Origin of the sequence: Diaminobutyricibacter sp. McL0608, from assembly GCF_039613825.1 — a bacterium.
In the GTDB taxonomy this organism is placed as follows: Bacteria; Actinomycetota; Actinomycetes; order Actinomycetales; family Microbacteriaceae; genus Diaminobutyricibacter.
Genome location: NZ_CP154826.1, coordinates 432,536 through 458,772 on the forward strand (window position 1 = coordinate 432,536; position 26,237 = coordinate 458,772).

General features: G+C 62.2%; 25 protein-coding genes and 1 pseudogene. 16 read left to right on the forward strand and 10 right to left on the reverse strand.

The features are described 5' to 3' along the window. Window positions 1–160 precede the first annotated feature (160 nt). Entirely contained in the window at window positions 161–1,471 is a 1,311-nt protein-coding gene (locus tag AAYO93_RS02080; protein ID WP_345763365.1) for a hypothetical protein, read from the forward strand. On the opposite strand, the gene AAYO93_RS02085 is transcribed toward AAYO93_RS02080, so the two are convergent. The 3 genes and pseudogenes from AAYO93_RS02085 to AAYO93_RS02095 all read right to left on the reverse strand — a co-directional run bounded on the left by AAYO93_RS02085 (window position 1,468) and on the right by AAYO93_RS02095 (window position 3,203). Further along, window positions 1,468–2,076: a site-specific integrase gene (locus AAYO93_RS02085; protein WP_345764945.1), complete on the reverse strand. Its 609-nt coding sequence runs from the start codon at window positions 2,074–2,076 to the stop codon at window positions 1,468–1,470. The two genes, AAYO93_RS02080 and AAYO93_RS02085, sit on opposite strands and share 4 nt — an antisense overlap. Window positions 2,077–2,301: 225 nt before the next feature. After that, a pseudogene (locus tag AAYO93_RS02090) lies at window positions 2,302–2,595 on the reverse strand (Arm DNA-binding domain-containing protein); the annotation flags it as partial. Window positions 2,596–2,600: 5 nt separating this feature from the next. Further along, window positions 2,601–3,203 (reverse strand): helix-turn-helix domain-containing protein, encoded by a 603-nt coding sequence (locus AAYO93_RS02095; RefSeq protein WP_345763366.1) that lies wholly within the window; start codon window positions 3,201–3,203, stop codon window positions 2,601–2,603. A gap of 103 nt (window positions 3,204–3,306) precedes the next feature. Here AAYO93_RS02095 and AAYO93_RS02100 point away from each other — a divergent pair, with 103 nt between their 5' ends. The 14 genes from AAYO93_RS02100 to AAYO93_RS02165 all read left to right on the forward strand — a co-directional run bounded on the left by AAYO93_RS02100 (window position 3,307) and on the right by AAYO93_RS02165 (window position 15,376). Continuing rightward, on the forward strand, window positions 3,307–3,504 hold the full coding sequence (locus AAYO93_RS02100) for a helix-turn-helix transcriptional regulator (protein ID WP_345763367.1): 198 nt from the start codon (window positions 3,307–3,309) through the stop codon (window positions 3,502–3,504). A 500-nt stretch (window positions 3,505–4,004) separates the two neighbouring features. Next, on the forward strand, window positions 4,005–4,676 hold the full coding sequence (locus tag AAYO93_RS02105; protein ID WP_345763368.1) for a sigma factor: 672 nt from the start codon (window positions 4,005–4,007) through the stop codon (window positions 4,674–4,676). Between the two features lie 107 nt (window positions 4,677–4,783). Then, window positions 4,784–5,773, forward strand: a complete 990-nt coding sequence (locus AAYO93_RS02110; RefSeq protein ID WP_345763369.1) for a hypothetical protein — start codon at window positions 4,784–4,786, stop codon at window positions 5,771–5,773. A 76-nt stretch (window positions 5,774–5,849) separates the two neighbouring features. Continuing rightward, window positions 5,850–6,512: a hypothetical protein gene (locus tag AAYO93_RS02115; RefSeq protein ID WP_345763370.1), complete on the forward strand. Its 663-nt coding sequence runs from the start codon at window positions 5,850–5,852 to the stop codon at window positions 6,510–6,512. Window positions 6,513–6,516: 4 nt separating this feature from the next. Continuing rightward, entirely contained in the window at window positions 6,517–6,678 is a 162-nt protein-coding gene (locus AAYO93_RS02120; protein WP_345763371.1) for a hypothetical protein, read from the forward strand. Continuing rightward, window positions 6,675–6,998, forward strand: coding sequence for a hypothetical protein (locus AAYO93_RS02125; protein ID WP_345763372.1), 324 nt, complete (start codon window positions 6,675–6,677; stop codon window positions 6,996–6,998). The genes AAYO93_RS02120 and AAYO93_RS02125 overlap by 4 nt, the downstream gene beginning before the upstream one ends. A 102-nt stretch (window positions 6,999–7,100) precedes the next feature. After that, window positions 7,101–8,039 carry a hypothetical protein gene (locus AAYO93_RS02130; RefSeq protein ID WP_345763373.1) on the forward strand — a complete coding sequence of 313 codons (939 nt, stop codon included), beginning with the start codon at window positions 7,101–7,103 and terminating at the stop codon, window positions 8,037–8,039. Between the two features lie 3 nt (window positions 8,040–8,042). Continuing rightward, window positions 8,043–9,581 carry an SCO6880 family protein gene (locus AAYO93_RS02135; RefSeq protein WP_345763374.1) on the forward strand — a complete coding sequence of 513 codons (1,539 nt, stop codon included), beginning with the start codon at window positions 8,043–8,045 and terminating at the stop codon, window positions 9,579–9,581. 1 nt (window position 9,582) lies between these two features. After that, window positions 9,583–11,031, forward strand: coding sequence for an ATP-binding protein (locus AAYO93_RS02140; protein ID WP_345763375.1), 1,449 nt, complete (start codon window positions 9,583–9,585; stop codon window positions 11,029–11,031). Beyond that, on the forward strand, window positions 11,028–12,833 hold the full coding sequence (locus AAYO93_RS02145; RefSeq protein ID WP_345763376.1) for a type IV secretory system conjugative DNA transfer family protein: 1,806 nt from the start codon (window positions 11,028–11,030) through the stop codon (window positions 12,831–12,833). The genes AAYO93_RS02140 and AAYO93_RS02145 overlap by 4 nt, the downstream gene beginning before the upstream one ends. Next, a complete protein-coding gene (locus AAYO93_RS02150; RefSeq protein ID WP_345763377.1) occupies window positions 12,833–13,234 on the forward strand; it encodes a hypothetical protein in 402 nt (133 codons plus the stop codon). Before AAYO93_RS02145 ends, AAYO93_RS02150 begins: the two co-directional genes overlap by 1 nt. Continuing rightward, window positions 13,231–13,701 (forward strand): hypothetical protein, encoded by a 471-nt coding sequence (locus AAYO93_RS02155; RefSeq protein WP_345763378.1) that lies wholly within the window; start codon window positions 13,231–13,233, stop codon window positions 13,699–13,701. The genes AAYO93_RS02150 and AAYO93_RS02155 overlap by 4 nt, the downstream gene beginning before the upstream one ends. A 101-nt stretch (window positions 13,702–13,802) precedes the next feature. Next, entirely contained in the window at window positions 13,803–14,243 is a 441-nt protein-coding gene (locus AAYO93_RS02160; protein ID WP_345763379.1) for a single-stranded DNA-binding protein, read from the forward strand. A gap of 188 nt (window positions 14,244–14,431) precedes the next feature. Continuing rightward, window positions 14,432–15,376, forward strand: a complete 945-nt coding sequence (locus AAYO93_RS02165) for a hypothetical protein (protein WP_345763380.1) — start codon at window positions 14,432–14,434, stop codon at window positions 15,374–15,376. A 179-nt stretch (window positions 15,377–15,555) separates the two neighbouring features. On the opposite strand, the gene AAYO93_RS02170 is transcribed toward AAYO93_RS02165, so the two are convergent. From AAYO93_RS02170 to AAYO93_RS02180, 3 genes are all read right to left on the reverse strand, one after another. Next, window positions 15,556–15,825, reverse strand: coding sequence for a hypothetical protein (locus AAYO93_RS02170; protein ID WP_345763381.1), 270 nt, complete (start codon window positions 15,823–15,825; stop codon window positions 15,556–15,558). Between the two features lie 429 nt (window positions 15,826–16,254). Further along, window positions 16,255–17,748 (reverse strand): HesA/MoeB/ThiF family protein, encoded by a 1,494-nt coding sequence (locus AAYO93_RS02175; RefSeq protein WP_345763382.1) that lies wholly within the window; start codon window positions 17,746–17,748, stop codon window positions 16,255–16,257. Window positions 17,749–18,091: 343 nt separating this feature from the next. Beyond that, window positions 18,092–18,355: a hypothetical protein gene (locus AAYO93_RS02180; RefSeq protein ID WP_345763383.1), complete on the reverse strand. Its 264-nt coding sequence runs from the start codon at window positions 18,353–18,355 to the stop codon at window positions 18,092–18,094. A gap of 475 nt (window positions 18,356–18,830) precedes the next feature. Between AAYO93_RS02180 and AAYO93_RS02185 the strand changes: the two genes are divergently transcribed. Then, window positions 18,831–19,931, forward strand: a complete 1,101-nt coding sequence (locus AAYO93_RS02185; RefSeq protein ID WP_345763384.1) for a HigA family addiction module antitoxin — start codon at window positions 18,831–18,833, stop codon at window positions 19,929–19,931. 5 nt (window positions 19,932–19,936) lie between these two features. On the opposite strand, the gene AAYO93_RS02190 is transcribed toward AAYO93_RS02185, so the two are convergent. The 4 genes from AAYO93_RS02190 to AAYO93_RS02205 form a co-directional block, all read right to left on the reverse strand. Further along, window positions 19,937–20,761: a hypothetical protein gene (locus tag AAYO93_RS02190; protein ID WP_345763385.1), complete on the reverse strand. Its 825-nt coding sequence runs from the start codon at window positions 20,759–20,761 to the stop codon at window positions 19,937–19,939. 818 nt (window positions 20,762–21,579) lie between these two features. Further along, window positions 21,580–24,267 carry an AAA family ATPase gene (locus AAYO93_RS02195; protein ID WP_345763386.1) on the reverse strand — a complete coding sequence of 896 codons (2,688 nt, stop codon included), beginning with the start codon at window positions 24,265–24,267 and terminating at the stop codon, window positions 21,580–21,582. Between the two features lie 565 nt (window positions 24,268–24,832). After that, window positions 24,833–25,639, reverse strand: coding sequence for a hypothetical protein (locus AAYO93_RS02200; RefSeq protein WP_345763387.1), 807 nt, complete (start codon window positions 25,637–25,639; stop codon window positions 24,833–24,835). 31 nt (window positions 25,640–25,670) lie between these two features. Then, window positions 25,671–26,171, reverse strand: a complete 501-nt coding sequence (locus AAYO93_RS02205; protein WP_345763388.1) for a hypothetical protein — start codon at window positions 26,169–26,171, stop codon at window positions 25,671–25,673. Window positions 26,172–26,237 lie beyond the last annotated feature (66 nt).

Here is a 26,237-nt window from a genome sequence, read left to right on the forward strand (position 1 = left end):
CACACTTTAAATGGTGGCGGTGTCAATTCAGCGACGTCTGTGCGGCCCTCTACTCCTTGGCCAGCTTGCCGCGGAGATACGAGCACCGGATCGAGCAGCTGAACGAGTTCCCGTACGGTCCCTGGGACGGTCGACGACAACTAGATGTCAGAATCGCAACATGAGTGAAACTGCCACTGGCGCACCGCATCCCCGCGTTTTGGTTTTCGGCCTCACGGCGGAGGAAATCGAGGTTGTTCGGCCTCTCGCTGGCAGCCTTCGAGTCACGTCGGATATCCGCGATGTTCACGCTGAGGAACACGACGTTCTGATCCTCGCTGGCGCAGAGTTTCACAATTACCAGTGGGGGTTCCCGCGCCGAATCGTCTTCGCGCCGAAGCCACAGTCGATGTCCGAACGGCCTTCGAATGCGGCATCCTTCGGCGCATGGGGCGCTCCAAGTTCCCCTTCGAACACGGCGGCCAGAACCCAATTCACGCCTGCGCGCGATTTTGACGTAACGGAGTTCGCTCGTCAGGCGGGTCTTGAGTCGCTGGCCCGCAGGAGCTGCATTCCAGGTGAAGGCGAAACCTACAGGGGAGTGAATCTTCCGGTTGTTCCGAACCGAGTGTCCCATTCGCTAGTTCAGGAGCGCCTCGACCGTCCCCTCATCCTCGCGTCGGTATTTGAGGCTGAGGCTGGGGATGACCCTGATTCTGCAATCTGGTTGCCGTACTCTGCGCTCAGTTATCTCCAGGACTGGGCCATTTTTGCGTTCGCCTATTGGCGGCGCGATGCTCCCGAGACGTTCCCAACCACAGCCGACTGGCATCGGTCGGGTGAGTGGGCGTCGCCGATGGAGCTCGAAGCGCGGCACGTGCTCAATGCTTTCGATCAGGCGGAAGCTGAGCGCAGACGAGCTGCTGACGATGCACGCCACCAGCTGCTGGAAGAACTTGAAAGTGCCGAGGCTGACGGCGGTTCGTGGCGCGGCATTCTCTCTCAAACTGGCGATCCGCTTGTGGCCTCGGTGAAGGAGACGTTGGAACTCTTGGGCTTTTCCGTCATCGATTCCGACGGCCTACCCGAACACAAGGGGAAGAAGCGCGAAGACTTGCGCGTTTCCGACGGCGAATGGATCGCACTCGTCGAGGTCAAGGGGTACGCCGCGGCTGCGAAATCCAACGACCTGCTGCAACTGGCGAGCGCCAGCGTTGCTTACGCCTCGTCAGCGGGCCGCGCTCCCGACGCCTTGTGGTATGTGACAAATGTCTATCGCGAGCGTGATCCGGCCCAGCGTGAGATTCCGCTGGTTGGCCGTGAGGACGACCTTGACTCCTTTGGCGACGATCATCACGGTTGCCTCGTCGACACGCGGGAACTATTCGCCTTGCGCCAGCGCGTTGCAACGCAGCGTACGTCTCCGGAAGATGCACGCAATGAGCTGAGAAGTGCGCTTGGACGCTTTATCGCTAGTCGGGGCAAAGGCTAGTTCTTAGCGCTCGAACCGGTCCACGCTCGGTCGATGATCGCTGAAGCCGCGTGGTCGAGGCTATCCGCCACGGCGTCGAGATCGTCATCGAAAAGGTCGCTGTAGGTGTCGAGCGTCATCGCCGCCGAGGCGTGCCCGAGCATCCGCTGGACAGCCTTCACGTTTGCCCCCGCGCTGACGGCGAGCGACGCTGCGGTGTGGCGAAGATCGTGGATTGTCATCGGTGACAGGTTCGCTTGATGAAGTGCTCTGTCCCACCAGGAGTTGACTGTCATGGTCGGAGTCTTCTGATAGTTGCCGTGTCCGTCATCGAAGACGATGTCGTCGCGACCCTTTCCCTCGCAGGAAGTCGCGAGCCGCTCTGACAGGAATTCGGGGAAGGGAACGCTACGGCGTTCGTGGGTCTTGGGCGTGCCGACCACGATCGCGCCGTTCACGTAGACGGCGTTCTCCGAGATGGAAAGCCGGCGCCGGCTCCTATCGATGTCTCGGACCCGAAGTGCAGTTGCTTCGCCCCAGCGCAGGCCCGTGTATGCCAGCGTCGCGACGACGACCGCGTGGTCGCCGCAGGCAGCCACGAGCGCAGCTACCTGTTCGTTCGTCAAGTAGACGTGCTTTCGAGGGACTCGTCGGGGGAGCTTGACGCCGCGCGCAGGATTCGAGGGGATGAGATGGTCTCGGACTGCGTTATCGAGGATCCCGGCGAGAATGTCGTGGCAGCGTCGGACGATTGTGGGCGACTTGGGCTTCTTTCCCTCAGCGCCGTCACTAAGCTGAGTGACCCACGCTTGTACGTCACTGTGGCGGATGATGCCAATCTTCGTCGAGCCCCATCGAGGCTCAACGTGAAGGCGCCAGGCGGACTCGTACACATACTCAGATGACGGCTTGAGATGCGACCGTGACGCGAGCCATGCCACCCCGAGCCGGTCGACGGTGGCACGGGCGGCGGTTGGATCGATGTACTGTCCTGTCGCCTTCGTGGTCACGACCGACGCTAGAAAAAGTTCGGCTTCCCGTTTGGTTCGGAACCCACGCTTGTCCGTCTGTGAGTGGTCTGGCTTGCGGTAGCGGACCCGATACCGCTTTCCGCCCGCCGACTCGTAGGAAGTGATGCTTCCCATGTTCGTTACACCTGGACGACAGCCCGCTCGAGTTCAACGTCTGCAAACCCACTTGTCGCCAATAGGTTCGAGACTCGTGCCGCCTCGCGCGCAACGGCTTCGACCCGCTGCTCGATCTCGGCGTTGGCGCTGACGAGATCGGGATCGCCCGAAGCCGCTTGCACGGCGAGAACAATCCTTAACCGCTCGATCTCGCGTCGCAGGGTTCCAAGCTCGCGGAGTGAATTCAGGATGTCCACATCGACGCGTTCTGCTGCAAGAGTCGGGCGGTACGAGCTTGCCGGAGTCGCGGAGAGCCAGCAGTCGAACTCTGCCGCCGTCATGTCCTCGAAATCGTCGCTGAGGTTAGGCAGGTCGAGTGCGGAGCTCGGCCTGCCTATGGGGGCAAGAAGCATCGATGGGGGAACTCCGAGCGCCTTGGCGATGTTGAGCAGCTGACTCACGCTGATGTCGGCCTTCCTGCCGGACTCGATGTTTTCGAGGACAGCCGGGGTGACGTTCCCTCCCTGGATAGCTTCGGCTAGCTCGCGAGTGGTGCGATAACCGCGCTCTCTTCTGGCCAGCTTGATGCGCGAGCCGAGGGTTGTCTCCGATCGAAAATCCGTCATATTGACAGATTAGCCCCCATTTGCTTGTCAAACCAGCGAATTGCGGCTATTGTCAGTTCAACAAATCAATAACTCTCTAGTTGTCGAAACGGAGGAGATTGAGATGACAGGGGAATTCATTCAGCCGTCCGATGTGGCTGAACTCACGGGCCTTTCGCTGGCGGCGCTGGCCCAGCTTCGCTACCGCGGCAAGGGGCCCCGGTTCTTCAAGCCAACACCGCACAAAGTTCTCTACAAGCGGGCGGAGGTGATCGCATGGCTGGAAGCGAGCGCGCAGACGAGCACCGAAGCATTCGCGTGACTGACGCGATCCCGCCTAGGCCGGCACCAATCGTTGATCGGTTGGGTGACTATCTCGTGCCGATCGATCCGATGGATGCACTCCAATGCGAGAGCTGTCAGTAGAACACTTGGTTCACCCCGGCGCGCCATGCATCGCAGCCCCCTGTTCGGGGGTAGCGTGCGGCACCAATGAAGCGGCTGTATCCCACCCCGTTTACTTCGGCGCCGGGCTCGCGAATCGAGTCAGGGCGGCTGTGACGCATCGTGGCTGAGACTCCCGAAGTTCAGGGTCGAAGTCGCTTCTCTCTCGAACCCAGGCACGCCGGATAGGTCCCTAGCCGCCGGTGTTGCTCTCCTTCCTCTGCCGATCGCGCGTTCTTACGGGTCTGTGACCCGAACTCGAATCCTTCGTATTAGCCACACCAGAGCAAGGAAGGTTGTGATCACGTGGCTGGGGGAAATCAGGTCGACCTGGTGGTCGACAAGCGGGTCGACGAGTTGCTTCGCAACGTCGACGCGATGCGCCCGTTCGTCCGATATCGGATGCGCGGGCGGCCGAACGACGTCGACGTAGTCCTGCAATCTGTCCGCGAGACAGTCTGGCACCGATGTGACGCATTCGACCCAGAGAGGGGAACGCCGAATGCTTTCGTGTTCGGTATCACCAGGAACGTTGTCCGACGCGAGCTGTGCAAGCACTCCCAAGAGCTCGACGCATTGCCCGAGGATCTCGAGTCGTGCAACACTCCGGATCCGCTTGCTTCCTTGGTTCGCAGGTTCGACGCACATCGTTGGATGAGTTTGGTTGCCGACTTCGTAGGCGCATCCGACTGGGCCGTGATGACCGAGATGGCGCTCAGCGACGGAGACGCCGACCGGGTGGCGGCCGGCCATCAGCTCACAACGCGTGGGCTGCGGACGATTCGAGACCGTGTCAGTCTGACCGCCCACGCTGTTCGCGCGGCGCTCGCGGCGGTCGACGCGAACCTCCCGTTGACCGGCTCGGTGATCCTTCACTGCGTTCCGGAGCGCGGCGGACTGCGTGAGGTTGCGGAGATGATCGGCGACGACGCGGAGACCATTGCTGCGACGTTGAACATCCACTCCGGCTCGGCCCGGGCGCGGATCGCGACCGCCAAACGGCTGCTCGGCATCGCGCGCACCGTAATACAGCAGGAGATGGCCGCATGATCGGTGCGGGTGTCACCGCTCACGCGGTCACCCATCCGAAGACGACCAGGAACCTGCTGATCGTCGCGGCGGTCGTCCTTCTGGTCGTCCCGGTTTCCCTTGTCGCGATGCCGATCTCCATCGTGCTGGCGATGGGCGCCGGCATGTACGGCGGTGCCGGGGGAGCGTGCGGCGGCTCCGCGCCCACGGTCCCCGCGGGTCGGACCATCGATGGATACGGGCCCGACCAACTGCGGATCGCCGCAACCGTCATCACCGTCGGGCAGCAGCTGAGTGTCTCACCGCGCGGGCAGGCCATCGCCCTGATGGTGGGGATTGGTGAATCCGGTCTGCGCAATCTCGATCACGGTGACGCCGTCGACAACACCACGGTCGGGGTCTTCCAGCAGGGGACCAGCTACGGCACCCGGGCGCAGCGGATGGATCCGCCGACCGCGGCACGCGCCTTCTACGCGCGGATGCTCGGAGTGCCGAAGTGGCAGAGCTCACCGCCCACCCTCGTGGCTCACGCCGTCCAGATCAACAGGGATCCGAACCATTACACGCGGTTTTGGGCTCCCGCAGAGCATGTGCTCGCCGCGCTCACCCACTCAAACCCGGGCTCGTGCATAATTCCGGCCAACGCTCGTGCAGCAGCAACGGCCCTCGTGGCTGCGATTCAGCTCGGCAAGTTGAACTTTCTCGATCCACGGTACGAGCAGCAAGTACTCAACATGGCGGACGGCACCGCGACCCCCAACTGCACGATCGACGCGCATGTGCTGCAGCTGATCGTGGTCGCGGTGCAGAGCTTCACCCAAGTTGGCGTCAGCGATCTCAACCGGCGCTGCACCGGCACCACTCCCGGAGCCGGTAAGGCGTCCGCGCACTGGAGAGGGAAAGCCGTCGATTTCTACGCCTTGGACCGCCGATCGCTCACCGGCGCCGACAGCCTTTCTGTGCAACTCGTTCATGTCCTTGATCCGTTCGCCCCGCACGGTTCCGCCATTGGTCAAAGCGACTGCCGCGCCCAAGCCGGCGTTCAACTGGGAACTCTGACGAACTTCACCAGCGACTTCCCTGACAGCTGCGATCACCAACATGTCCAGGTTCCCTAACTCGGAGATCTGCGAAATGCGCGCCAAAGCTGCGACGAATCGGGAACGTGCAGGTGAAAGCGGATACGAAACCGAGGTGAACGACATGGTCAAGAAGCTGATCGCACTAGCGACATTGGCCTCATCCCTTGCCCTCGTCGGTTGCGCCGCCGCCACACCGGAACGCCGCGACACGTTCACGACCATCGCACCGGTCATCCCGACGCCGACGTCCGCCGCCGACGTGAGGCCGGCCGCATCGGGAATCGTCGACACCGTCTGGGTTGAGGTCTACCCCGAGAACACATTCAAGTCGAAGCGCGGCTGCCAGTGCACCCTGCCCGACTCGACCCAAGAACTCTTTCCCGCTGGCACCCCTGTGCTCCTCGTGAAGATCACGATGACCGGCGAGTGGAAGCCGTCGCAGGGGAACACCAACAGCCAGGACGTCACCGGCACCACACTTGACGGAACCAAGTTCGACGGGCGACCGGAACGTGCGGTTCTCGACACCGCCGATGGGCCTGGGGCCGCTAAAGCGGCAGGACTGCCCTGGCTGCCGAGCGGCCTGTTCCATGGTGAGGCCGTGTGGACAATTCCCAACAAGCAGCCACAAGCATTTGTCGCGGCCTGGTACCTGCCGCCCGGTGTCGACCGGCTTCTCCTCACGGTCAATGTGCCCGCCGAAGGCCAACCCAACCACCTCGTGGTCCCGCTTCCGACAACCGCGATCAGAGCGACGAACACCGACGGAGAGTGACGCCATGGACCTCATCACCAACCTGCTCGGACTCTTAGCGCTCGTCTGCGCCACCCTGTCCGGCATTGCCGGGATCGGCGTCCTCACCGCGCGACGACTCAACAGCGCCCCTGACATCGAACCGACATCGAAGGACCCCATCGCTGAGAGGAAGAACGAATTATGAATGCATTGAACGAGGCCGTCACGATCGCACACGCTCGCGCGATCAACGTCCTAACTGTCACCAGCCCCACCCCGGACTTCTCCGGACCCGGCGTCTCCGCCCTTCAGACGATTTCGAATGTGGTGTTCGCGATTGTGCTCACCCTCGCCGTGATCGGCGGCTTGATCGCGGCCGGCTTCATTGTCGTCGGCCACATCTCCAGTAACGGGCGGGTCCAGAAGATGGGCATCGTCGGGCTGATCAGCTGCATCGCGGGTGTCGCTGTTGCCGGCGGCATTGCGGGGCTGATCAACTGGGGCCAGTCGCTGAACGTGGCGTGACGGACCATGATCGCAATCGCCGCTGTTGACCCGTGGTCGCCGAACTACGGATGCTTTGTCGGCGATTTCGGTTGCCAAGCCCTACAAACGGTCGCCGGGTTCATGGCGTCCACGATCCGCAATCTCGGCGACTTCATCGCCACCATGGTCTCCGGAGCTTTCAACAACACCATCGACCAGAGCAGTTGGAACGTTGCGCACTCTCAGTTCCTGTTCTGGGTCGCCGTCACTGCGCCGATCATCCTGATCATCGCTCTGGTGCAAATCGGCATCGCGATGATCCTCCAGGACTGGGCGAGAATCGGACGCACCGCCGCGGGGGCGGCGTTGGCGATCCCGTTCAGCGCGGTCTGTGTTTGGGCGATGCAACAGTTCTCGACCGTTACCGACGGCCTCACCCGCAACCTCACGAGCTCCGTGCAGGGCGGCGACCTAAGCGACGGGCTTCTCCGGGTGGTCGGCATCTTCGACGCACCGAAACAGGCCTCCAACGCGGTCATGCACAATGCCGAATTCACCCAAGGCGGCGTGGTCTACTCCATGGTCAGCCAAGGCGCACGGAGTCAGGGCGCTGTCGGCGAATACGTCATGGCCCTACTCGTTGTCGGGCTGATGATGATCGCCTCGCTGTTCCTGTTCGTGGCCATGGCCATCCGCGAGTTCGGGCTTCTCGCCCTCGCCGCGATGGCACCGGTCGGGCTGATGATGATCGGCCAACCCAAGCTCACCGCCTGGGCACAACGCTGGATGAACCTCGCCACCGGTCTCCTTATCGCCAAACCACTCGCCGCCGGCGTCGTCCTCCTAGCCGTCGAACTCACGAAGTCCAGCCTCAGCATCGGCGTACTCCTTGTGGCCGCCTGCGCGGTGATCGCGGCGTCCTTCTCGCCGCTCTGGGCGACCAAACTCGTGTCCTTCGCGGGAGCCGAAGTCGGCACCGCCCTGCACCATCGGTTCTCGGTCCGCGACCAAGTCTCGAGAGCCAGCACTGCTACCGCTCCCGTGCGGACTGCCGCACGCGTCATCAAGGTTGGGAGATAGACCATGACAACCTTCATCGCCGACCAATTGCTCTCCGACGAAGGCGCACCCCGCGTCCGATTCGCAGCACGCGAGCGACGCGGCCTCATCCTCGGCCTCACGTTCCCCCAGCTTCTCGTGGTCGGCGCCGCAATCGCGATCCTCCTCGCCACACTGTTCATCAACCCCAACGCCTTCTGGGTGGCGCTGCCGATCGTCGCACTCGTGTGCTTCCTCGCCGTCGCCACCTACCGACGCGAACCCGTCCTGGTCATCGCCGGGCAAGCCCTCCGGTACGGGTACCGCAGCGTTACCGGACAAACGGTCTTCCGTCGTGACGTGTGGATGCGGGTTAGCGTCGCTTCGCTCGAGGTCGGACAGGCGCACCTTCAAGCGATCAGGCCGGTCGTGACCTCCCGGTTCCTGCTGCCTGGCGCGCTCGGGGACGTGCAGATCATCCAAGTCCCCGGAGCCGGTGCGTTCATCTACAACGCGCGTGGACGCCTCGCGTCTGTCACCGTCCGAGTCGGCTCCAAAGCGTGGGCGCTCCGCGACAAGGGGACCCAGGAGGCCGCTTACGACGGATTCGTCGAATGGCTGAGCTCTCTCGAGAACCTCCCCGGCGTCCGGGAAACAACCATCCGAATCCGGGTCGACCGCGCCTCCTCCAACGAACTCCACGACTATCTGGTCGCCCGGGAAGACGAGAATCAACCGCAGGTTAGCGCGGAACTCCGGAAGGAGTACTGGATGCTGACTGAGGCGGCGTCGAAACGGTCGATGGGGTTCACCAACTTCATCACCCTGACTTTCGACACTGCAGCACTGAACTCCGCGATCCGCGACGCCGGTAAAGGCCTCACCGGGCTGGGCGCTGTTCTCAAGGAACGTGTCGCTGGTATGGAAGCATCGATGGAGCACGCGCGCTTGGCTCCTGACGGGTGGTTAACCTCGGACGAACTCGACGACCTCCTGGCACTCTCCTCGGACCCCGTGTCCGCCTCGGTACGCCGCGAACAGGATGCCGGCCCGTTCGAGGCGCAGCCCGCGCCGCCGGTGATGGGAATCGACGAGGGCTGGGACTCGATGCGCGTCGACGATTCCTGGCATCAGACCTTCTGGGTCGCCGAGTGGCCGCGCACTGATGTGCGAACCGGTTTCCTAGAGCCGCTGCTCTACGCGGGCGACGCCACCCGGGTGATCACCTTGCAGGTGCGGCCGGTCGCGACGCACAAGGCGTTGGCGCAGCTCGGTCGTGCTCAGTCTGATATGGAGACGGCCGCGACCATCCGATTCAAGCTGCAATCCCGGATCCCGCTCACGCACATCCGCGAGGAAGAGGACCTCGCCATCCGCGAGCACGACCTCGTTGACGGTTTCGGCGACGTCCAATACCGCGGCTTCATCACCATCTCTGCCGAATCCAAGGACGCCCTCGCCAAAGCCCGCACCGACATCGAACAGGCATCCCACCCGGCACGGTTGCTCCTGGCCTCGATGTCCGGACAACAGGCCGCCGGATTCGTGACCAGCGCACTCCCGGTGCCGATCGAGGGGGGATGACATGAAGAACGTCGCCGTCATCGGGTGGATCCCCGCGAGCGAAAAGCTCGGCGCAAACGGGAGGCACCATCGGCCGAATGCGTCGGGAAAGAACGCAAGCTGGAAGGTGCAGCCACCGGAGCTACCGGCCTCGAAGATGCCGGCCTGGGGCTGGAACGCGCCGCACAACCTGCGCGGACCGCTCCGCGCCACCCCACCCGCCCACCGGTGTTCGTCCCGGGTGCTCGGCGGCGCTTATCCGTTCCTGGCCGAGACCGGCGACATCCTGACCGGCGCGTACATCGGCGAGAACCTGCTGTCCCGTGCCCCGTTCTGCTTCGACCCCTGGGACGCCTACTCGGCCGAAGCCGTCCGCTCGCATTCGGTCGCGATCCTCGGCGTCAAAGGCACCGGCAAGTCAATGCTCGCGAAATCGTGGTCATCCCGACTGGCGCGGCTCGGCCGCAAGATCGCGATCCCACACGATCCGAACGGGGAATGGGTCCGCGTTGCCGACTACGTCGGCGGCACCTCCATCAGCGTCGGTCCAGGCAAAGCAGCCCGGATCAACCTCCTCGACGAAGGCCCCCGCGACCCCTCATACAGCGACCAGGATTGGAACCAGAACGTCCTCCAATATCGGCGCGCGACCGTGAAGACGATCATCCGCCGGCTCCGCGAGGGCGGAAACCTCGAGCCGGTCGAGCACACCGCCCTCGACGTCGCCCTCGACGGACTCCGCGGCCAGACCACGGTGACCATCACCCACGTCTACAACAGGCTTGTCGACCCCGACGCGAGCAGCCCGGTTGAAGTCGTCGACGCCGGGCACCGGCTCGCACACACGTTGCGGCGGATGGTCTCCGGCGACCTTACTGGCTTTTTCGACGGCCCTTCCACCGTCCGATTCGACGCCGACGCACCGATGATGGTGGTCGACACATCTGCCCTCAAAGGAGCATCGCCCGAAGCGCAAGCGTTGGCACGGTTGGCGACCGCGAACTGGATCCGCCGATCCAGCCTCGGCGCGAACCGGCAAGCGCGGGTGATCATCCACGAAGAGGCGGCCGTTGAACTGCTCAACGACGTCTCCGGAGGGGACGGCCTCGCTGAACGTGTCGAAGACGAGAAAGTCGCCCGCCATCTCGGCACAAGCAACTGGTACCTACTACACCGCGTCGCCGACCTCGACGCCCTCGGCGACCGCAACAGCGCTCTCCACTCCCGAGCCCTCGGGCTGCTCGCAGACTGCGAAACCCGCATCTCCTACGCCCAACACAGCGGCGAAATCGCTCGGTCCCGGGAAATCCTTGGCTGGAACGACACCCAAGCCACCCTCGTCCGGAAACTCCACAAAGGCGAAGGACTCTGGCAGATCGGCCAAGACCGCGTCGCCAAGGTCCGTAACATCTGCACCGATTACGAGCTTGGGATCTTCCGCACTGACGCCTTCGGAGGCGAACGACCATGAGGAACCAAGGGTCCTCCTGGTCCCGCCTTGCCCTCTACCTCCTGTTCGCCGTGGTCGTTGCTGGTGCACTGACCACACTGGTGGGAGCAGCAACAATTCACGTCGTCTGCGGCTCCGGAGGTCAGCCATCCAGTGTCTTCGCCGGCCTTCAACTGGCCGCCAGTGGCAACCCGGACGGCTTCACAACCGTCATTGGATGCGCAACACCCATCGCGCTGGTTCGCGTCCTCGACGGGCTCGCCCTCCTCCTGATCGTTGCGATGACGGCGATGGCAACTGCGTGGTGGCTTCGCTTCCGGCAGTCGGACCGGCACTTTATCCACGAGCTCCGCGGACGAGAAGGACTTGCCAAGCCGGGCGAGATCCGCAAGCACACGTCGGCACGAACTGCGGCCCGCCGGGCAAGGACGCTTCGTCCGTCCTTGGTTGCCCCGACCGCGTCCGCAGTCGGTTGGAAGGTTGGTCAAGCGCACCGGCAGGACGTCTACGTGTCCATCGAGGACTCCATTGTGGTCGAAGGTGCCCCACGGTCCGGCAAGGGCTACCGGTTCATCATCAACGCCATCCTCGACTGGTGCGGCCCGCTGATCACCACCTCCACGAGGAACGACAACCTCTCGGCCACGATGCGCGAGCGAGCCAGGGTCGGAGAGGTCACCGTGTTCGACCCCCAAGAGCTCTCCGGCGTCCGCTCCTCGCTACGGATCTCACCGGTCACGGGATGCGAGGACCCGCTCGTCGCAGACCAGCGCGGCCAAGCGATCGTCGCCGGCACCGCTCTCGGCGCATCCAAAACGAATCAAGAGTGGGCCCACGTCGCCTCCTCCGTTCTCTCCCGGCTCCTCCACGCGGCAGCAGTTTCCGGACGCGGGGCCGATGCTCTCGCACGCTGGGGCTCGAACCCCCGGCTCGCCCTCGAAGCCGTCAGCGTCCTCAGCAATCAGGGCACACCCGGCTGGGCGGAAGATCTGGATGCGATCATCAACGGCGACGAAAAGCTGCTTGCATCGAGCTGGTTCGGCGTCTCCGGCGCCATCCGCCCACTCGCCATCCCCGCCATCCGCAAAGCCATGACACCCGGACCCGGCGAACAATTCGACCCCGACCAATTCCTCACCGGATCCAACAGCCTCTACCTGGTCGGCACCGGAGCCGGCGCCGGATCGGTCGGAGGATTCCTCGGGGCCGTCCTCGACGACATCGTCGAGACCGCCCGCCGCAAAGCTCTTGCCTCACCCGGTTCCCGCCTCGACCTGCCGCTGGCGTTGATCCTGGACGAGATCGCCAACATGTTCTCCTGGCCCGCGCTCCCGAGGATTATGGCCGACGGTGGTGGCATCGGCATCTCCACCATCGTCGTCCTGCAGGCGCTGTCGCAGGCCGAAACCGCCTGGTCCCGCGCCGAGGCCGACACCATCTGGTCGGCAGCGACCGCGAAACTCGTCCTCGGCGGAGCCTCTGACGTCGACCACCTCCGCGACCTCGAATCCCTCCTCGGCAACCGGCGGATACGTAACACCGGCCATTCCTACAACGAGACGGGATCCTCCACCAACATCCACGACGAAAGGGTCCCCGTCATGTCTCTCGACGAGATCCGCCGCTTGCCCGAAACCGTCGGACTCCTCGCCTACCGAACCCGCAGAGGCATCCTCCTCGACCTTCGAGGTTGGACCGACCGCCACGACGCCAGACGGGTCAAATCAGGCAAGAAGGCGACCGAGACCGATCAGCAGCTCGTCTTTGCCGAACAGTACAAAGACGCCTTGGATCGCCGTCGAGCAGCGGGGCAGCGGAACTGATGTCGAACCGTCGCCGCCCCGCCTGGGACAACAACTACCGAAGCCGCTACCTACATTCACCGATGTGGTTCGCCCGCCGCGACCGCTGGTTCATCGAAGAACGACGCCGCGCCGGACAGGTCCGCTGCACCCTCTGCCTCGGCGTCGGCACCGCCCGCACCCTCGAACTCCACCACCTCGACTACCGCGGCGTCACCCAAACCCCCCGCGGATGGGCGGCCCACGAACGCCACCAAGACCTCACCGCGCTCCACCCGCGCTGCCACGAATACGTCCACCAGCTCATCGACCGCGACCGTGCCCTGTCCGGCCTCGTCTCCCGACGCACCGCATCCGCCCAGGCCATCGGGCGGCTCCGCGCGCGGGTCGGCCGATACATCGAAACCGTGGATCCCGAGTGACCGGCGACGAGACCCCGATCGAGGACCTCCTCGATTCGCTACCAGAGAACTGGGACGCCCAACTCCCACGCCGAAGCCCAGGCATGCTCGGCATCTCCGTCATCAACTGGCGGGAACTCACCACCGATGAAGCACCAGACGTCTGGACCGACCTGGGGGAGTGGGTCAGCTGGTTCACCCGCCGATACAACTTGCCTGCCCGGAAGATCCCACCCTGCTGGTACAAGCACGGGGCCCTCGTCGAAGAACTCTCTGCCCTCCACACCGCCTGGCTCGTCTCCTTCGACGGCCTCGACGCGGGCTACGGGCCCATCGGTTGGCACGAACGCCTCGCCGTCGCCTTGCCTCGCCTGGCCGGCTGGTACAACGGCGAATGCCACAACGGACACACCGAGCTCATTCAGAGCGGCGACACTCCCTCGTCGACCGATTGGCCCAACTGGATTTCACAATCACACGCAAAATGAGCCGTTTGCGCGCCGCCAGCGCGCATCTGCACGACAAAAAACGGAACGTGCAGGCAAGAGCGACCTGACAAGACGGCCGCACTACCTGAAAGGCAAGAACCATGAGCACACGAGTACCAATCAGCATCGAAGGCAACCTCGTCGCTGACCCCGCCTACGGCGAATCCGAAAACGGCACCAAGTTCGCCAAGTTCACCGTCGCCGTCACCGACCGCAAACTCGAAGACGGCAAATGGGTCGACGGAGACACCCAGTACCACCGCACCACCGTCTTCGGTCGCACCGCCGAGAACGTCCGCGAAAGCCTCGCCAAGGGCGACACCGTCCTCGTCAACGGCAACCTCGAGTTCCGCCACTGGACCGACCAAGCCACCGGCGAACCCCGCGCCGCCACCGAAGTCGTCGCAGACAGCATCGGACCATCCCTCCGATATACGACCGCAGAGATCGCCCGACGCGCCCCAAAAGCTGATGGCCCGGCGTCTGCGACCGGGCCTGTACAAGTCCTCGGCTCCTCGGCCATTTCCGTTTCAATGGACTAGCTTTTGATGTCGACTGTATCGACCCCACCTCGCAAATTCGGCGGAGTGGGGTCGGTCTTTGAGCGATGAGGGCATTCAGGCCGCATACGCACACCCATGCGCAATCCACCTTCTGGGTCGATCTGATCATGTGGCGGAATGTCGTTGTGTTGTGAAATCGTCCGGCACCTTGCCCTAGTCTCCAAACTATGACGAAGACCGGCGTGGGTGTGGGTGATGTCGCGAGGGCTTTTCGACACGGTCGCGAGGCCGCGGCGCAACACATGAGAAGGGCTGACGAGGTCGGCTTTTCTTGGCACGAAGAAACGGTTACGGATCTGCTTCTTACCCGCGTCGGTCGAACGGTATTCACGCGCACATTTTCCAAGAGAGAAGAAGGCAAGAACGGCGCCGACTGGGTTTGGTGGTGGGTGGACGAATCCGGAACGTGCTTCGGGATGCTTTCGCAAGCAAAGCGGTTGAAGAAGAAGCCAAGCTCACGTTGGTGGATCGACTTCGGCTACGACAAGGGCGAACAGAGGAGGAAGCTCATGCGTACTGCGGATGGGCTCGACGTGCCTCCCATGTACATTCTGTACTTCGGAACCCCGGAGTATCGGCTACCTATGACATGCGGTCTTCGGCCCCACCCCAGGCGATGTCGAAAGTGTGAGCGCAAGACCGTGTCGATTCTGCCTGCACTGATGACAGAACCGGGGGGAATCGGCGAGGATGCCGCCGTGGCGTTCGATTTGTCAGTACCACTCGAGGACATCCCCGACCCTCGGGTAAGTCTCGGGCAACTCTACGACCTCAACATTCCACAGATGATTCCGGAATTGCGGGCTTTTTTTACGCAGCCACAAAGTGGCGCTGCGCGAGTCGCCAAGTTGTTGACTGCGCCGCTTTCGCAGGTGCGAGGCGGACAGTTTTCGCTGGATACAGCGATCCCCGCGCGGCTGACCGATGATCACGCATTCCCGGATGTTCCGGGGGACAGCGGTCACCTCGGGGTGCCATATCTGCGGCACATTCTCCGAGGTCTGCGGACCAAGCCCCCGCACTACGTGGAACAACTCCTCGCAGATCCTATGGAGGAGATCGACGTCCCAGCGATGGAATCGCTCGACGGAATCACGGTTGTACGGGTATAGGCGCCTTGCCCGTATTGGTCACGCGGCGACCGGCGTTTCCAGTCAACTCCGGATATCTCCAACAATTGGGACATCTGGGGCTTGTCCATTGCAAGTCGAAGAGTTCGTCAAAAGATCGTCGGATTCAAGGAAAAGCCACGGCGGGAGCAGTTCGAGCGCAGTTGCTGTCCGGCTCCCGCCTATTTCACGTCCGCGTGCTCTCCATATTCACGAAGCCGCTTCTCCAGTTCGTCCTTAAGCTCGGTCAACTCCACGAGCAGGAGTGCTCGTTTCTCATTCACGCCTTCAAGACCGGACTTGATTTCCTTGCGCAGCTGATCAATATTGTCTCGAAGCACACCGAGTGCCAAGCCAGCGGCTGTGTCGAAGCCTTCGCTGAAAACCTCCTCGTCGTGTTTGGAGAGGACATCGTCCCTCACAGCCCTAAAGAAGTTGCCAATTTCGCTCATGTTTGAGTTCCGTCAGGTTCAGTCGGTGTTTCGCCAGGCAGCCTGATATGGCTATGCCGCGAGATTAGCAGGCGGCCAGCTGCTGCCGCAGCGCTGATCAGGGACCAGCTGGACAAGCGTTTGGGCTTCCATCGTCATCGGCAACCTCGAGTTCCACCATTGGAGAGCGAGCCATCTGCGAGCCATGAGCCGATACTGGGGTCGTCGCCGACGGCGTCGGCCGGTCACTCCGTTACGCGACCGCGGTAGTCGCACGCCGCCCAAAAGCTGATGGCCCGGATGTGGCCGCTACCAGACCAACATAGCTCTGGAAACGCGGTCAGCCATGGATTCTTCCGTACTGCCATGACTGAGCGGCGAAAGGGGGAGGGCGACCAGCGCACTCGCCCTCGATCGTGTTCGCGTTAGTCGATCATCAGAGTCTGGTGCCTATTTCGGGAGAATCACACGACCAACGTGATCACGCACCAGGGCAAGCCACTGTCGCGGCGTTCGGGCCACTCGACGTCGACTTGCGATTAGTGCGTCGGCCATCGGGTGGCCAATAGCCAGTGCCAACCGCGCATCGCCCTCGCCTGGGTATTTTTCCCATCTACATCCCGGTTGAGTCTGTTCCTCGTTCAGGTGCTCCAGAAAGTGATGCCGAAAGTGGAAGCATCGCGGCGTCGGTACACCGGTCCCCCCTGGTGCAGCCGTAAGGCTCACAAACTGATCGAGCAGAAGAGCGCTGACGGTCGCGGACATCGTGGCGACATTCTGCCCAGCCCGGTCGAGGTCGATGCCAGATCGCCTGATGTACTCCGGGTCGTTGAGCAAACCCTCTTTATCCAGCTGAACCATGGAGGGATTCAACTGGCGGATGCAGACCATGCAGGGTCTGCCCGGGGTAAGAGTGTGTGCGCGAGCGGTCGCTCGACTCAGCCCTGCGATCTCGTCGGACTCGATGTTGATTCCGCCGTCGATCACTGGGATCAGATCCGAGTAGGCGAGCTCGTTGAGGACCGCGCGCGGCCAGGGACGGTCGACGCACGAGAAGATGATGTCGTAATCGAGCGCGTGCGCTAGTCCAGCGGGGCTACAGATCGACACGTCGTGTGTCCAGATGTCAGGACGGGCAGCGGTGGCTTGAGATGTAAGAAGGCGTCGAGCGACTTCGACTTTGGAGCGGCCGAGGAGAGCGTCGGCACGCGTTGCCCCGATCATACGGTCGAGGTTGCGCTCCTCCACGGCGTCGAAGTCCATGACGCCCACCGTCTCGATCCCTGAAGCGACCAGTCGTTGAGCAACGTCTAGGCCGACACTTCCCGCGCCGACAACGAGAACTCGGGTTCGGGCAATGTTGGCCTGGGTCTCGGATCCCCACGCGCTTATGGTACGTCGTTGTGCTTGCGTCTCTACTGGCGCCGGCCGCAACTCGGGATTGAATGTGGTCTTAATGGTGTCCCCGACTACTCTTACTGATTCACAGTCAGCAGTTTCGGTGCGTGACAGCCAGGCGCGCGCCGACCAGGCACCAGTCTCGCCGGCAAGGGTCATTCCGATCATTGGCATCCTCGTCGCGGTTGTTGCGATACCCGCATAACCAGATTCGGTCTCGCTATCCACCAAGCTCAGCTTCTGCCACACACGTCCGGCTGGGTGGCTGTGGAGCATGACAAGCCCTTCGCCCCTGGCCGCTGCGTCTTGCACCACGCGAAAGATGTAGTCGCTCGTGAAGGAGGCGTTTTGATGAACGTGACGTTCACCAGGCTCGGGCAGGTAGAGCCGCCGGATCAGCGCGGACGACCTCTTGGCGCCGCTCGAAATCGAGTACGAAGCAAGGCACACGTCCTCCTGCCGGTCTTCGCGGATTAGGTGGGTGCGGAGTTCGTCGTCGATCGTCTTTGGCATGGCGACGCTGTAGGTGCTCGCCGCGATGATCACGATGCCTCCGCAAGAACGGCGCGAACGTGGGCCAACCATGCGCGCCCCGGCTGGGTTACCTGCTCCCATCTTTCGATCTGTCGGGAGTGTCGAGTCCACCCGGCAAGGGTTTCTGACTGGTCGGGATGGACGTTCGGCACTCGAATATCACTCGGGAAGTGAACCCAGTGGGGCGGGACCGCGGGCCACGCGGCCAATTCGGAAGTTGAGACACCGCTCTCAGTAGTAGAGCCCAGATGCGCGCCCCCAACGGCGCGCACCGGGAACACCACCGTATCCTCTACGATGCGCGCCGAGGCGCCCCATTCGCCGAGATCGGCGATGAATCCGTCGACGCCGTCACTCACGCTACGGGGCCGTCCTGCTTGATGGACTCGAACTCGTCGCCTTCGTCGACTTTCACCACGTGCGTGTCCTTGAATCGCTTGAGCGTCCCGTCCTTCTTGATCTGGGCCAGGTCATATTCCGCTGCATCGAGTCCCGCGAGACGGAGGAGGGCGCTGGCTTCCCAGTCGTCGTCATGCACGACGTACGGCTTGGAGTCGATCTTGATGTTGATCGCGGGGTGTTTCTTCTCGGCGGCAGTCGCCGCCTCCTGGACTGTCATTTTCATGACCTCTCTGCGGCCGACCTCTTCGGCCCACACAACTAGTATACACCCCATCACCCTTGGGGTGATCTTATGATGTAGACTAGGCGTGTCGATCTGCTCAACTCCACCGGCCGACCGGTAGGGTGAGGTAATCAGTGGAGGGGTGAAGAACGGTACGCGATGAGGCTAGAGTTCAACGACGAGGCCCTAGAGCGCCTCGCGTACGAGCCGGATTCGGTCGCAGCCCATTGGTCAGACAAAACCCTCCGCGCGTACCGGCGGACTATCTACGTCATCCGTCACGCAAGGTACGTAGAGGACCTGACAAACCTGACGTCACTGGCGTTTCGCGTCCTAACTGGACACCGCGCCGGATGTGTGTCGGTGCGAATAGTCGACCCGGTCCGCCTGGTCTTGCGCGTCAGCGCCGGCTCCGAGCCGGTGGCCGAGATCATCGAAGTAACAGAGAAGGAATAGGGAGTTGACGCAAATGGACAGGACGCTGCTCGAGGCGGTACCACCCGGCGAGATCCTTGCTGACGAGTTGCAAGCGCGCGAGTGGTCCCAGGCCGAGTTCGCGGAGATCCTTGGCAGACCGACTCAGTTTGTTTCTGAAATCGTGTCTGGAAAGAAGGAGATCACGCGCGAGTCGGCTGCCCAAATCGGCGCGGCTCTTGGAACTTCGCCCGAGCTCTGGCTAGATATGCAGAACGCGTACCTGCTGCACAAGCAGGCCCAGAGCGCGGCAACCCAGCGTCAGCTCGAAGAGGTGCGCCGGCGCGCCCGACTCAACAGTTTGGCTCCGATTAGCGTTCTGCGGAGACGAGGTTTGATCGCCGGGGACACTCTGGATGATTTGGAGGCAAGCCTGCGGGACCTGCTCGAGGTTCAGAGTCTTGATGAGGAGCCGGTCTTTCTCGCAGCGGCGCGGCGATCAAACGACGACGTGCCGTTGACCCCCACCCAACTTGCGTGGCTAGCTGCTGCGCGCAAGCGCGCGCGTCGAATGCAAGTTGACCAGTACAACAAGAAGCTCGCGCAGTTGCTTGCACAAGAAGTAGCGAGCATCGTTCGGGAGCCGAGAGCCTTTAGCGATCTACCGAGCGTCTTCGCGGAGGCAGGAGTGCGACTGGTCTACGTCGAGGCTCTTCCAAGCAGCAAGATGAATGGCGCAACCTTTCTTCTCGACGAGGATATGAGCAAACCGGTGATCGCACTATCTGGCCGCGGCAAGCGACTTGATGTCGTTCTCTTCACTCTCCTTCATGAACTGGCCCACCTTATCCGGGGCGACGTTCGGCCGGGTGAGATGGTAATCGACGAGGAAGCACACACACTAGGCGACGAAGACGCCGCAAACGACATTGCTTCGCGTTGGGCGATACCTGGTGGACTGCCTTCTCCCGATGGTCCCGTTCGATCACAATGGATCGCAGAACATGCGCGGAACGCGAAGGTGCATCCGATAGTCGTTGTCGGCCAGCTTCAGAATCGAGGCGACCTAGATTGGCGGACCCAGCTCGCCAAGGGCGCGCCCACCGTTACCGCCGAACTCAATGAGTGGAACGAGGTCTCGATCACAAGCAACTAAGCGTCCTACTCGTCCCGATTGAAGTCGACGATCTTGATGTCGGCTGCCTCGATCTCTCCATCGCTCAATTCGAGGCGACAAAATGGGCAGCGAAGGTCCCATTCCCACACTGGGTCGAGAAGTTCTTCGCCACCCGAGTAGTAGTGTTCGACATCAACGAGATTTTGGAACAAGCGCGCGGCGTTGCCACACGCTGGACATACGACTTGATCTACCTCGTCATAGTGATTCTCGAGCTCCGAGAATGTCGAAAGCAGGTCAGGATCGGGAGTGTTGCGAGTGTGCAGCCTCGCCATCGTTATGCGAAGTTCGACTCGGCTTTTCATTTCTTGGAGCGACAACTCCTGCTTAGTCAGAACTTCGGCGGGAAGGTCAATACCCGCGGCTATCAGTGCCCGCAACCATGAGGTCAGGCGGCCTACTGTGTCGACAATGCTGTAGGGGGCAATACCCATGTGGACTGCGGCATTTCGAGCTGCAAGTAGTTGTTTTGCGGAGTCCTTCACATCGACACCGAGCAGCAAGCAAGCTTTAGTAGCGGAGGCGCCGGCGTCGAGAGTCCGAATGTCCTTGAGCCCCTTTGGCGATTGGTTCGGGTCCATCACGGATTCCCAATGCTTAGCGTTGAACTGACCGTCTAGCACCAGCGTTGGATGGTGGCTCGCAAGGATGCTCTTACTTGAAAGCTCGACGCAAGCCCCCGCGTGCTCGGCTGCGACTAGGCGGGCGAATTCGTCGGCGGTTCCCTGATCGCAGGTCAGCACCTCAAGCGCATGCTTCGTGGCCACGTGCAGAAGGTGTTGCGCCAAGGGCGATGCGTCGAATGCCATTTGATCAAGATATCGGTCCAAATCGGCAGGATCACTGGCACGGACTCACTTCATCGTGCTCCGATCTTCGAACTATCACGTTGACGCTGAGCTGTAGGAGATCCGGTCTACGACCCAAGACCGTATTCAAGAGTCGGGGCGGACTTAGGCGACTGGTCACTGACGTTATCCGCGATGCAAAAGGCAGGCCGAATTGCTTTGTCTGACGACCCGGACGCCTTCACGACCGGGTCGACAAAAAGTCTCGAGCGGGGCGGCAACCCTGATCGCACTACGTAACCCTGACATTGGAAGAGACTGATCGTAGGGGTTGACCCCTTTGCGCGGCATGCGTCGCGAAGACTTTGATCACGCCAATTTCGCTTCGAGCTGCAGCGCGGCGCGGTGGTCGGGTGGACACTGGTTGCGTGAGTTTTGATGTGCCGGCGCCACGGCCTTGGGGCGCAACTGGACGTGAAGCGGTAGAGCTCTGTCGCGAGTGGATGCTCTATCTCGGCGCGGTCGACGCTCTTGTCGCCGACGGCCCGGCGAGTGAGGTTTGTGATCTATACAGCTCTCGCTACCTCGCCTGGGTTACGAGCCGTCGGGGGAACCTTGAAAGCGACGTTGTAGAACGGGCAGCAGCCAGCTGCGCAGCTGATGGCCGCCAAGCGTTGGTGTTCATCGCCGGAGGGGTGTTTCCCACGGTGCAAGACCGGGCCGACGCGCTGGCGGTAGGGCTGCTTCGCTTTGACGCGCGCGGCGGCGACCTTGACGGTGCGAACAGAGTCGGCCGTGATGTGGTTGCGAGCGGGCTCGTTGCGGCGTAGCGGCGACCCTCAGCTCAGAGCGGGACCGCTCGAATAGACTGGGGAGTCACTTGCAATCGGGCCCGTATCGGATTGAGCTGAGCGGTTGAAATCGGCACGTGCAGCCGCCCGCGACTTTTCGATTGTCTCCTCCACTACCCGACGCTGCATAGTCTCGACGAGTACGTTTCGAGCCGATCCTTCCGTCGGAGCTACGACGATCGCTACGTTGTTGGCGTTCCCTCTTGTCATGCCCACGTAGAGGCCAGCCGCATCGACACCGGGGCCGACCACTGACAAGTCGGTCGTCTCGCCTTGAACGCCGTAGACGGTCGTCGCGTACGCCAGGTGGAGGTGCGATCCTGCGTAATCATGAGTGATCCTTCTCAAGTCGGTCGAATCACTCGCGGACGCCAACAGCACGTGCTGTGAAGAGACGCTCTTCACCACCCAGTTCTGGCGGTTCTGGACGTCGGTAGTGCTGTCATTGCGGCGAGTCTGAACAATGTCACCGACGAAGAGCTGCTGTCCTCCCTGACCCGACACCGCCTCCGACGTCTGGACTGACCCGTCCGCGATCCGTCGAGCTTGGATCTCCTCGCTGACCGATTGTGCCTCGGCGTGCGTTGCAGTGACTAGCGCGATTGACTTACGTGCCCGCGCCGCCTCGAACCACGCGCCAACCATTGCAATGCGCGCGTCCACCTCGCTGTTCGAAAGCAGGACGTGGCCAGTACGGATCAACTCCTCCGCAGTACGCGCTGCCTCATCTTGGTCATCGGGCCGGCGCAGTCTGAGGCTTAGATCCGCCCACGCTGGGTCCCGGAATCGGTGAATTGTCAGGAGTTCGACTTGGCGCGTCGCGCGACGCCAAAAGAGGGCCATCGCGCCAGAGTGTCCGACCGGAAGTGCCTGGTGTTGATCTCCAACTAGTGCGACGCCCGCTCCTGTACGGCCGACGACATCTAGGAGGGCGTTCGCTGCCTCGAGATCCAGCATGCCAGCTTCGTCGACGACGATTCGATCTCCTGGTCGAATCGCGATTCGTGGACCGACGTACTTCGAACCTGCCGTTGAGTCGAACTCACCAACCCTGAGACAGGACCACTCCACGGCTCCAGCTTGGTTACTGGTCCATCGCCACCCGTAGTCGTGGAGTAGCTGGTGAAGTGACGACGATGCGCTCTCGGTTTCACGCCCTGCGACGGCGGAGGCCTTTTTCGTCGGAGCGACAATAATCATCTGGCGACCACTCCGACGGAGTGCGCCGCCGGCCACTTTGAGCATGGTCGTCTTTCCGGTCCCGGCGGCGCCAGAAATGGCCACGATTCGGTCCGAGCCGGCGATCGAGGACGCACCTTCCAACTGACCCTCGTCTAGCGTGCGATCCGGCTCGATCGCCCTCGCTAATGCTGAGATCTCGGCCTGGGGCGGCACGCTGCCGGGTGCCGAGAGGGTCTCGCTGCGTTGCGCGACTGTGGCCTTGAGCGTGGCGGTGGAGGTCGCCATTCGGCGCTTTACGTGAGCCGGAATGTTCGGCTCGGACAGGAGGGTAACAGTGTGGGTGCGCGTAGCCCGGGAAGCCACTTCGTCGACGACAGCGGTCAGTTGCTGACGCTCGGCGATCACGCCCGTACCTGCAATGGCTCGGATTGCTCCTGCTCGGACATCCATGTCGCTGAACCGACCACCCGTGCCGGTCGAACGGGTGTCCGCATCCACGACCGCTTTCGCAGCCAAGAGCTCGATGTCGAGATCTTCGATTGCCACGGATCGAGGAACAAGTTCACTCCGTGGCCGCGCAATATCAGGATCAGCATGATGTAGTTCGGCCGCGACGATCTCGGCCCACTTGCCTTCATCCAGATGACCTGGCTTGTTAGGCCGGCCGGCCGCCCATGCCCACTGTTCGATCTGGGTCAGCACAGCAGGGGAGGGCTCCTCGTTCTGATGCAGCTCCTTCCATTGACGCAGGTGGGCGGCCCTGTTCGCTTCGATCTGCGCAGACCGCTTCGATAGAGGACGCACCAGATGCTGCAACTGCTCGATTTCCCCGTCCGAGTTCAGGGTGAAGCCCTTCTCGGCCAGCGTCGCGATCCACGCCGGGTCGGTCCGCGAGGCGAGGTCACCTTCGGCGTTGACTACGTTCTGGAACCGCAGCGCTACGCGAGTATCAACATTCGACCACCTCCCGTCCTGACCTTGCACCTTCACATTCAGCCACAGATGGCGGTGCTTGTGCGGGTCCAACGACCGGGAGCGTTCGTGCCGCAATTCGACGACTTCGACCCTGGCGACGTCCTCCCGGATGCCGCCCTGCTTTCCCCGCCTAGCGTTGAGCTCGGACTGCCACAGCTTGATGATGCGATCCCGCAACCGATCCTGCAGATCCTCATACGCGGCCGCCAACTCCTGGTCCAACATCGCTGCGATCGAGAACGACTTCGGAGCGTTAATCGTCGCATCCAGGATCAGGTCCGCGACCGGCGACTCAAGGTCCCGGCCTCGACGCTTCGCTGTGAGCGGGTCGACCCCGTCCACCCAATCCTTAAGCTGGGAGCGGGTGAGCAGGTCGTCGCGGATGGCACCGTTCTCCACGATGTACCGAGTCATGACCGAGTCGGCGTAACCGGCCGCCGCGAGCACACCGTCTGCCGTGCGTGCCGTTAGCGTCGAGTCGCAGACTCCGTTGAAGGCGTACGCGATCGCCTGCTTCACACCCTGGGAAGCCTGTCCGCGTTTCCACCTGGCGACACCACCTCGCACACCTACACGTTCCCTTTGCAGGAGGGTTTTGGCGCGCAAATCGGGAACTCATCTCAAAGAGTGCCTACGTGCATTCGCTTCTAACCCTCGTCTATCGCTCTCGCATTTCTAACTCGTATCTTCCTTAGTCCTTCCTGTCTCCTGCTCTCCATCTCTTTCTTTGGATCTGTCTATTCCCTTGTCGTTCCACTTCGGCAGGCCCGGCCGCAAATTGCCCCCATTGGCAGGTTGGGCCAACTGGGTGCTACTCGTCTGAAGGCCGCGTCCAAGGTGCTCGACCGGCATAGGGCAACTGGGTGCTGCTCGTCCGCATCACATTGGGCGTAATTGTTTCCTAGCGACGTGTGAAGTCAAGGCAGTCTTGTGATTTGGTGCCTCGCGACATCTCCAGCAGGAGCACGCGAGAATCCTTGGCGGTCGATCCCAGGGTGCTTGGCTGAAGGTGTAACCCCCGCACTCATACAGAGCGGTCGCTGCGGACGTGGAACTAGTCAGGAACATTCACAACTTCGCGGCATCACGCGTCGCCGGTTTGTGCTTCCGTGGGGTAGTCGGCGAACGGGTACCCTCGTTCATTGATCTTGTGGTTAATCCAGAACTCGACGGCAGCGGATCGGCCGCCCGTATTGGCAAAGAATGGTTTTACAGTGTCGCCCACGGCCGCCGTTGATTTGCAGTAGCCAAGGATCAGGGCGGAATAGCCTTCGAGCGTCTGGCGTTCCTCGACGAATGCATGTATGGATGGAGTCCACACCTTGACTGGCTCCGACTGGCGTAGATTTTGCAACTCCCACGATGGTGCACTGGGGTCGGCGTGGTGCGAAACATCCAGGACGTCCGGCGCGCGGACAACCTGATTGAGAAATTCTTGGTCCACTTCCTGCACGGCGACAGCAACGTCGGGGGGGAGTGAGGCAAGGAACGGGGCAACGCGTCTGTAGGCATCACGAGCAACGGACAGTCGCACAGCCAGGAATAGCCTCATTGGCTCGTTATCGTTGTTCGCTATACAGACCTTGACCACGTGGTCTTCTGTGATCGGTCGCTCAGGGCAGCGTCCGATGAACTCAAGGTCGCGAATGAGATCCCTGCCATTGTTCGCAATCGTCATGAGATTTCCGCTCAGCGTTTGCATAACGGCGCGGACGCGTCGGCGCTCAGGAAGTACAACAACCAGCAGGTGAAAGAACCAACCGGTCAGAAACGCCAAGCAGACATCGTAGATGATGGGCAGGGTCCCTATTGGATGCAATCCGAAGAAGACGTCGAGCACCCAACTGATAACTACTCCAGCCGCCGCAAGGACCGCCAGCGCCGACACCATGTGACGAAGTAGATTCCCGTGCATGACAGCCTCACAGCCTCTTGCCATCGAAGTCGTAGGACTCAACATGCTGCCGCTTGCGGTGAGTGTTGGGCGATTCTACCCACTCGATTTTGACCTCGACGGTATATGGCGCGCCATTGTTCGTGATTTTCGCAGTGTGCCACGCGTACTCACCGCGTCGCATGATGCGCCCAAAGTCCCAGTCCGTGAACCCTTCGCTGTGCATGACCGGGCGTGGCCCGGCGACCACTTCCAACCCATTCGGATCGAGGTAGGGGTCCCAGCCTTCCCAGACGCTCCCCGGCTGTCCTTTAACACGTGAAGCGATTGACACCCGCTCGGCTTCACCTGGGCCCGCCTGGCGCACCTCAGCTCTCCAGATCTCCGAGCCGCGGTATTGACCAGGTTGTGACGACCAGTCGAACCCCCAGTGAGGTTTCGATGACGCCCGCTGCCGAGCGACCGAATAGCCGGACAGAAGTAGCGCAGCGACCGCGATCACTGACGTAACCCAGTCGGCTGTAGTCATAGGGAAAGCGTATCGGTGGCCCTATAGGTGAACTCAACTGGGCACAGCCGACGCCTTGCCTCGTCT

Bases quoted from the DNA above. Each gene is read 5' to 3' on its own strand.
- AAYO93_RS02080 (WP_345763365.1), top strand. From the start codon at position 161: ATGAGTGAAACTGCCACTGGCGCACCGCATCCCCGCGTTTTGGTTTTC.
- AAYO93_RS02095 (WP_345763366.1), bottom strand. From the start codon at position 3,203: ATGACGGATTTTCGATCGGAGACAACCCTCGGCTCGCGCATCAAGCTG.
- AAYO93_RS02100 (WP_345763367.1), top strand. From the start codon at position 3,307: ATGACAGGGGAATTCATTCAGCCGTCCGATGTGGCTGAACTCACGGGC.
- AAYO93_RS02105 (WP_345763368.1), top strand. From the start codon at position 4,005: ATGCGCCCGTTCGTCCGATATCGGATGCGCGGGCGGCCGAACGACGTC.
- AAYO93_RS02110 (WP_345763369.1), top strand. From the start codon at position 4,784: ATGCCGATCTCCATCGTGCTGGCGATGGGCGCCGGCATGTACGGCGGT.
- AAYO93_RS02120 (WP_345763371.1), top strand. From the start codon at position 6,517: ATGGACCTCATCACCAACCTGCTCGGACTCTTAGCGCTCGTCTGCGCC.
- AAYO93_RS02125 (WP_345763372.1), top strand. From the start codon at position 6,675: ATGAATGCATTGAACGAGGCCGTCACGATCGCACACGCTCGCGCGATC.
- AAYO93_RS02130 (WP_345763373.1), top strand. From the start codon at position 7,101: ATGGCGTCCACGATCCGCAATCTCGGCGACTTCATCGCCACCATGGTC.
- AAYO93_RS02135 (WP_345763374.1), top strand. From the start codon at position 8,043: ATGACAACCTTCATCGCCGACCAATTGCTCTCCGACGAAGGCGCACCC.
- AAYO93_RS02140 (WP_345763375.1), top strand. From the start codon at position 9,583: ATGAAGAACGTCGCCGTCATCGGGTGGATCCCCGCGAGCGAAAAGCTC.
- AAYO93_RS02145 (WP_345763376.1), top strand. From the start codon at position 11,028: ATGAGGAACCAAGGGTCCTCCTGGTCCCGCCTTGCCCTCTACCTCCTG.
- AAYO93_RS02150 (WP_345763377.1), top strand. From the start codon at position 12,833: ATGTCGAACCGTCGCCGCCCCGCCTGGGACAACAACTACCGAAGCCGC.
- AAYO93_RS02160 (WP_345763379.1), top strand. From the start codon at position 13,803: ATGAGCACACGAGTACCAATCAGCATCGAAGGCAACCTCGTCGCTGAC.
- AAYO93_RS02165 (WP_345763380.1), top strand. From the start codon at position 14,432: ATGACGAAGACCGGCGTGGGTGTGGGTGATGTCGCGAGGGCTTTTCGA.
- AAYO93_RS02170 (WP_345763381.1), bottom strand. From the start codon at position 15,825: ATGAGCGAAATTGGCAACTTCTTTAGGGCTGTGAGGGACGATGTCCTC.
- AAYO93_RS02180 (WP_345763383.1), bottom strand. From the start codon at position 18,355: ATGACAGTCCAGGAGGCGGCGACTGCCGCCGAGAAGAAACACCCCGCG.
- AAYO93_RS02185 (WP_345763384.1), top strand. From the start codon at position 18,831: ATGGACAGGACGCTGCTCGAGGCGGTACCACCCGGCGAGATCCTTGCT.
- AAYO93_RS02190 (WP_345763385.1), bottom strand. From the start codon at position 20,761: ATGGCATTCGACGCATCGCCCTTGGCGCAACACCTTCTGCACGTGGCC.
- AAYO93_RS02200 (WP_345763387.1), bottom strand. From the start codon at position 25,639: ATGGTGTCGGCGCTGGCGGTCCTTGCGGCGGCTGGAGTAGTTATCAGT.
- AAYO93_RS02205 (WP_345763388.1), bottom strand. From the start codon at position 26,171: ATGACTACAGCCGACTGGGTTACGTCAGTGATCGCGGTCGCTGCGCTA.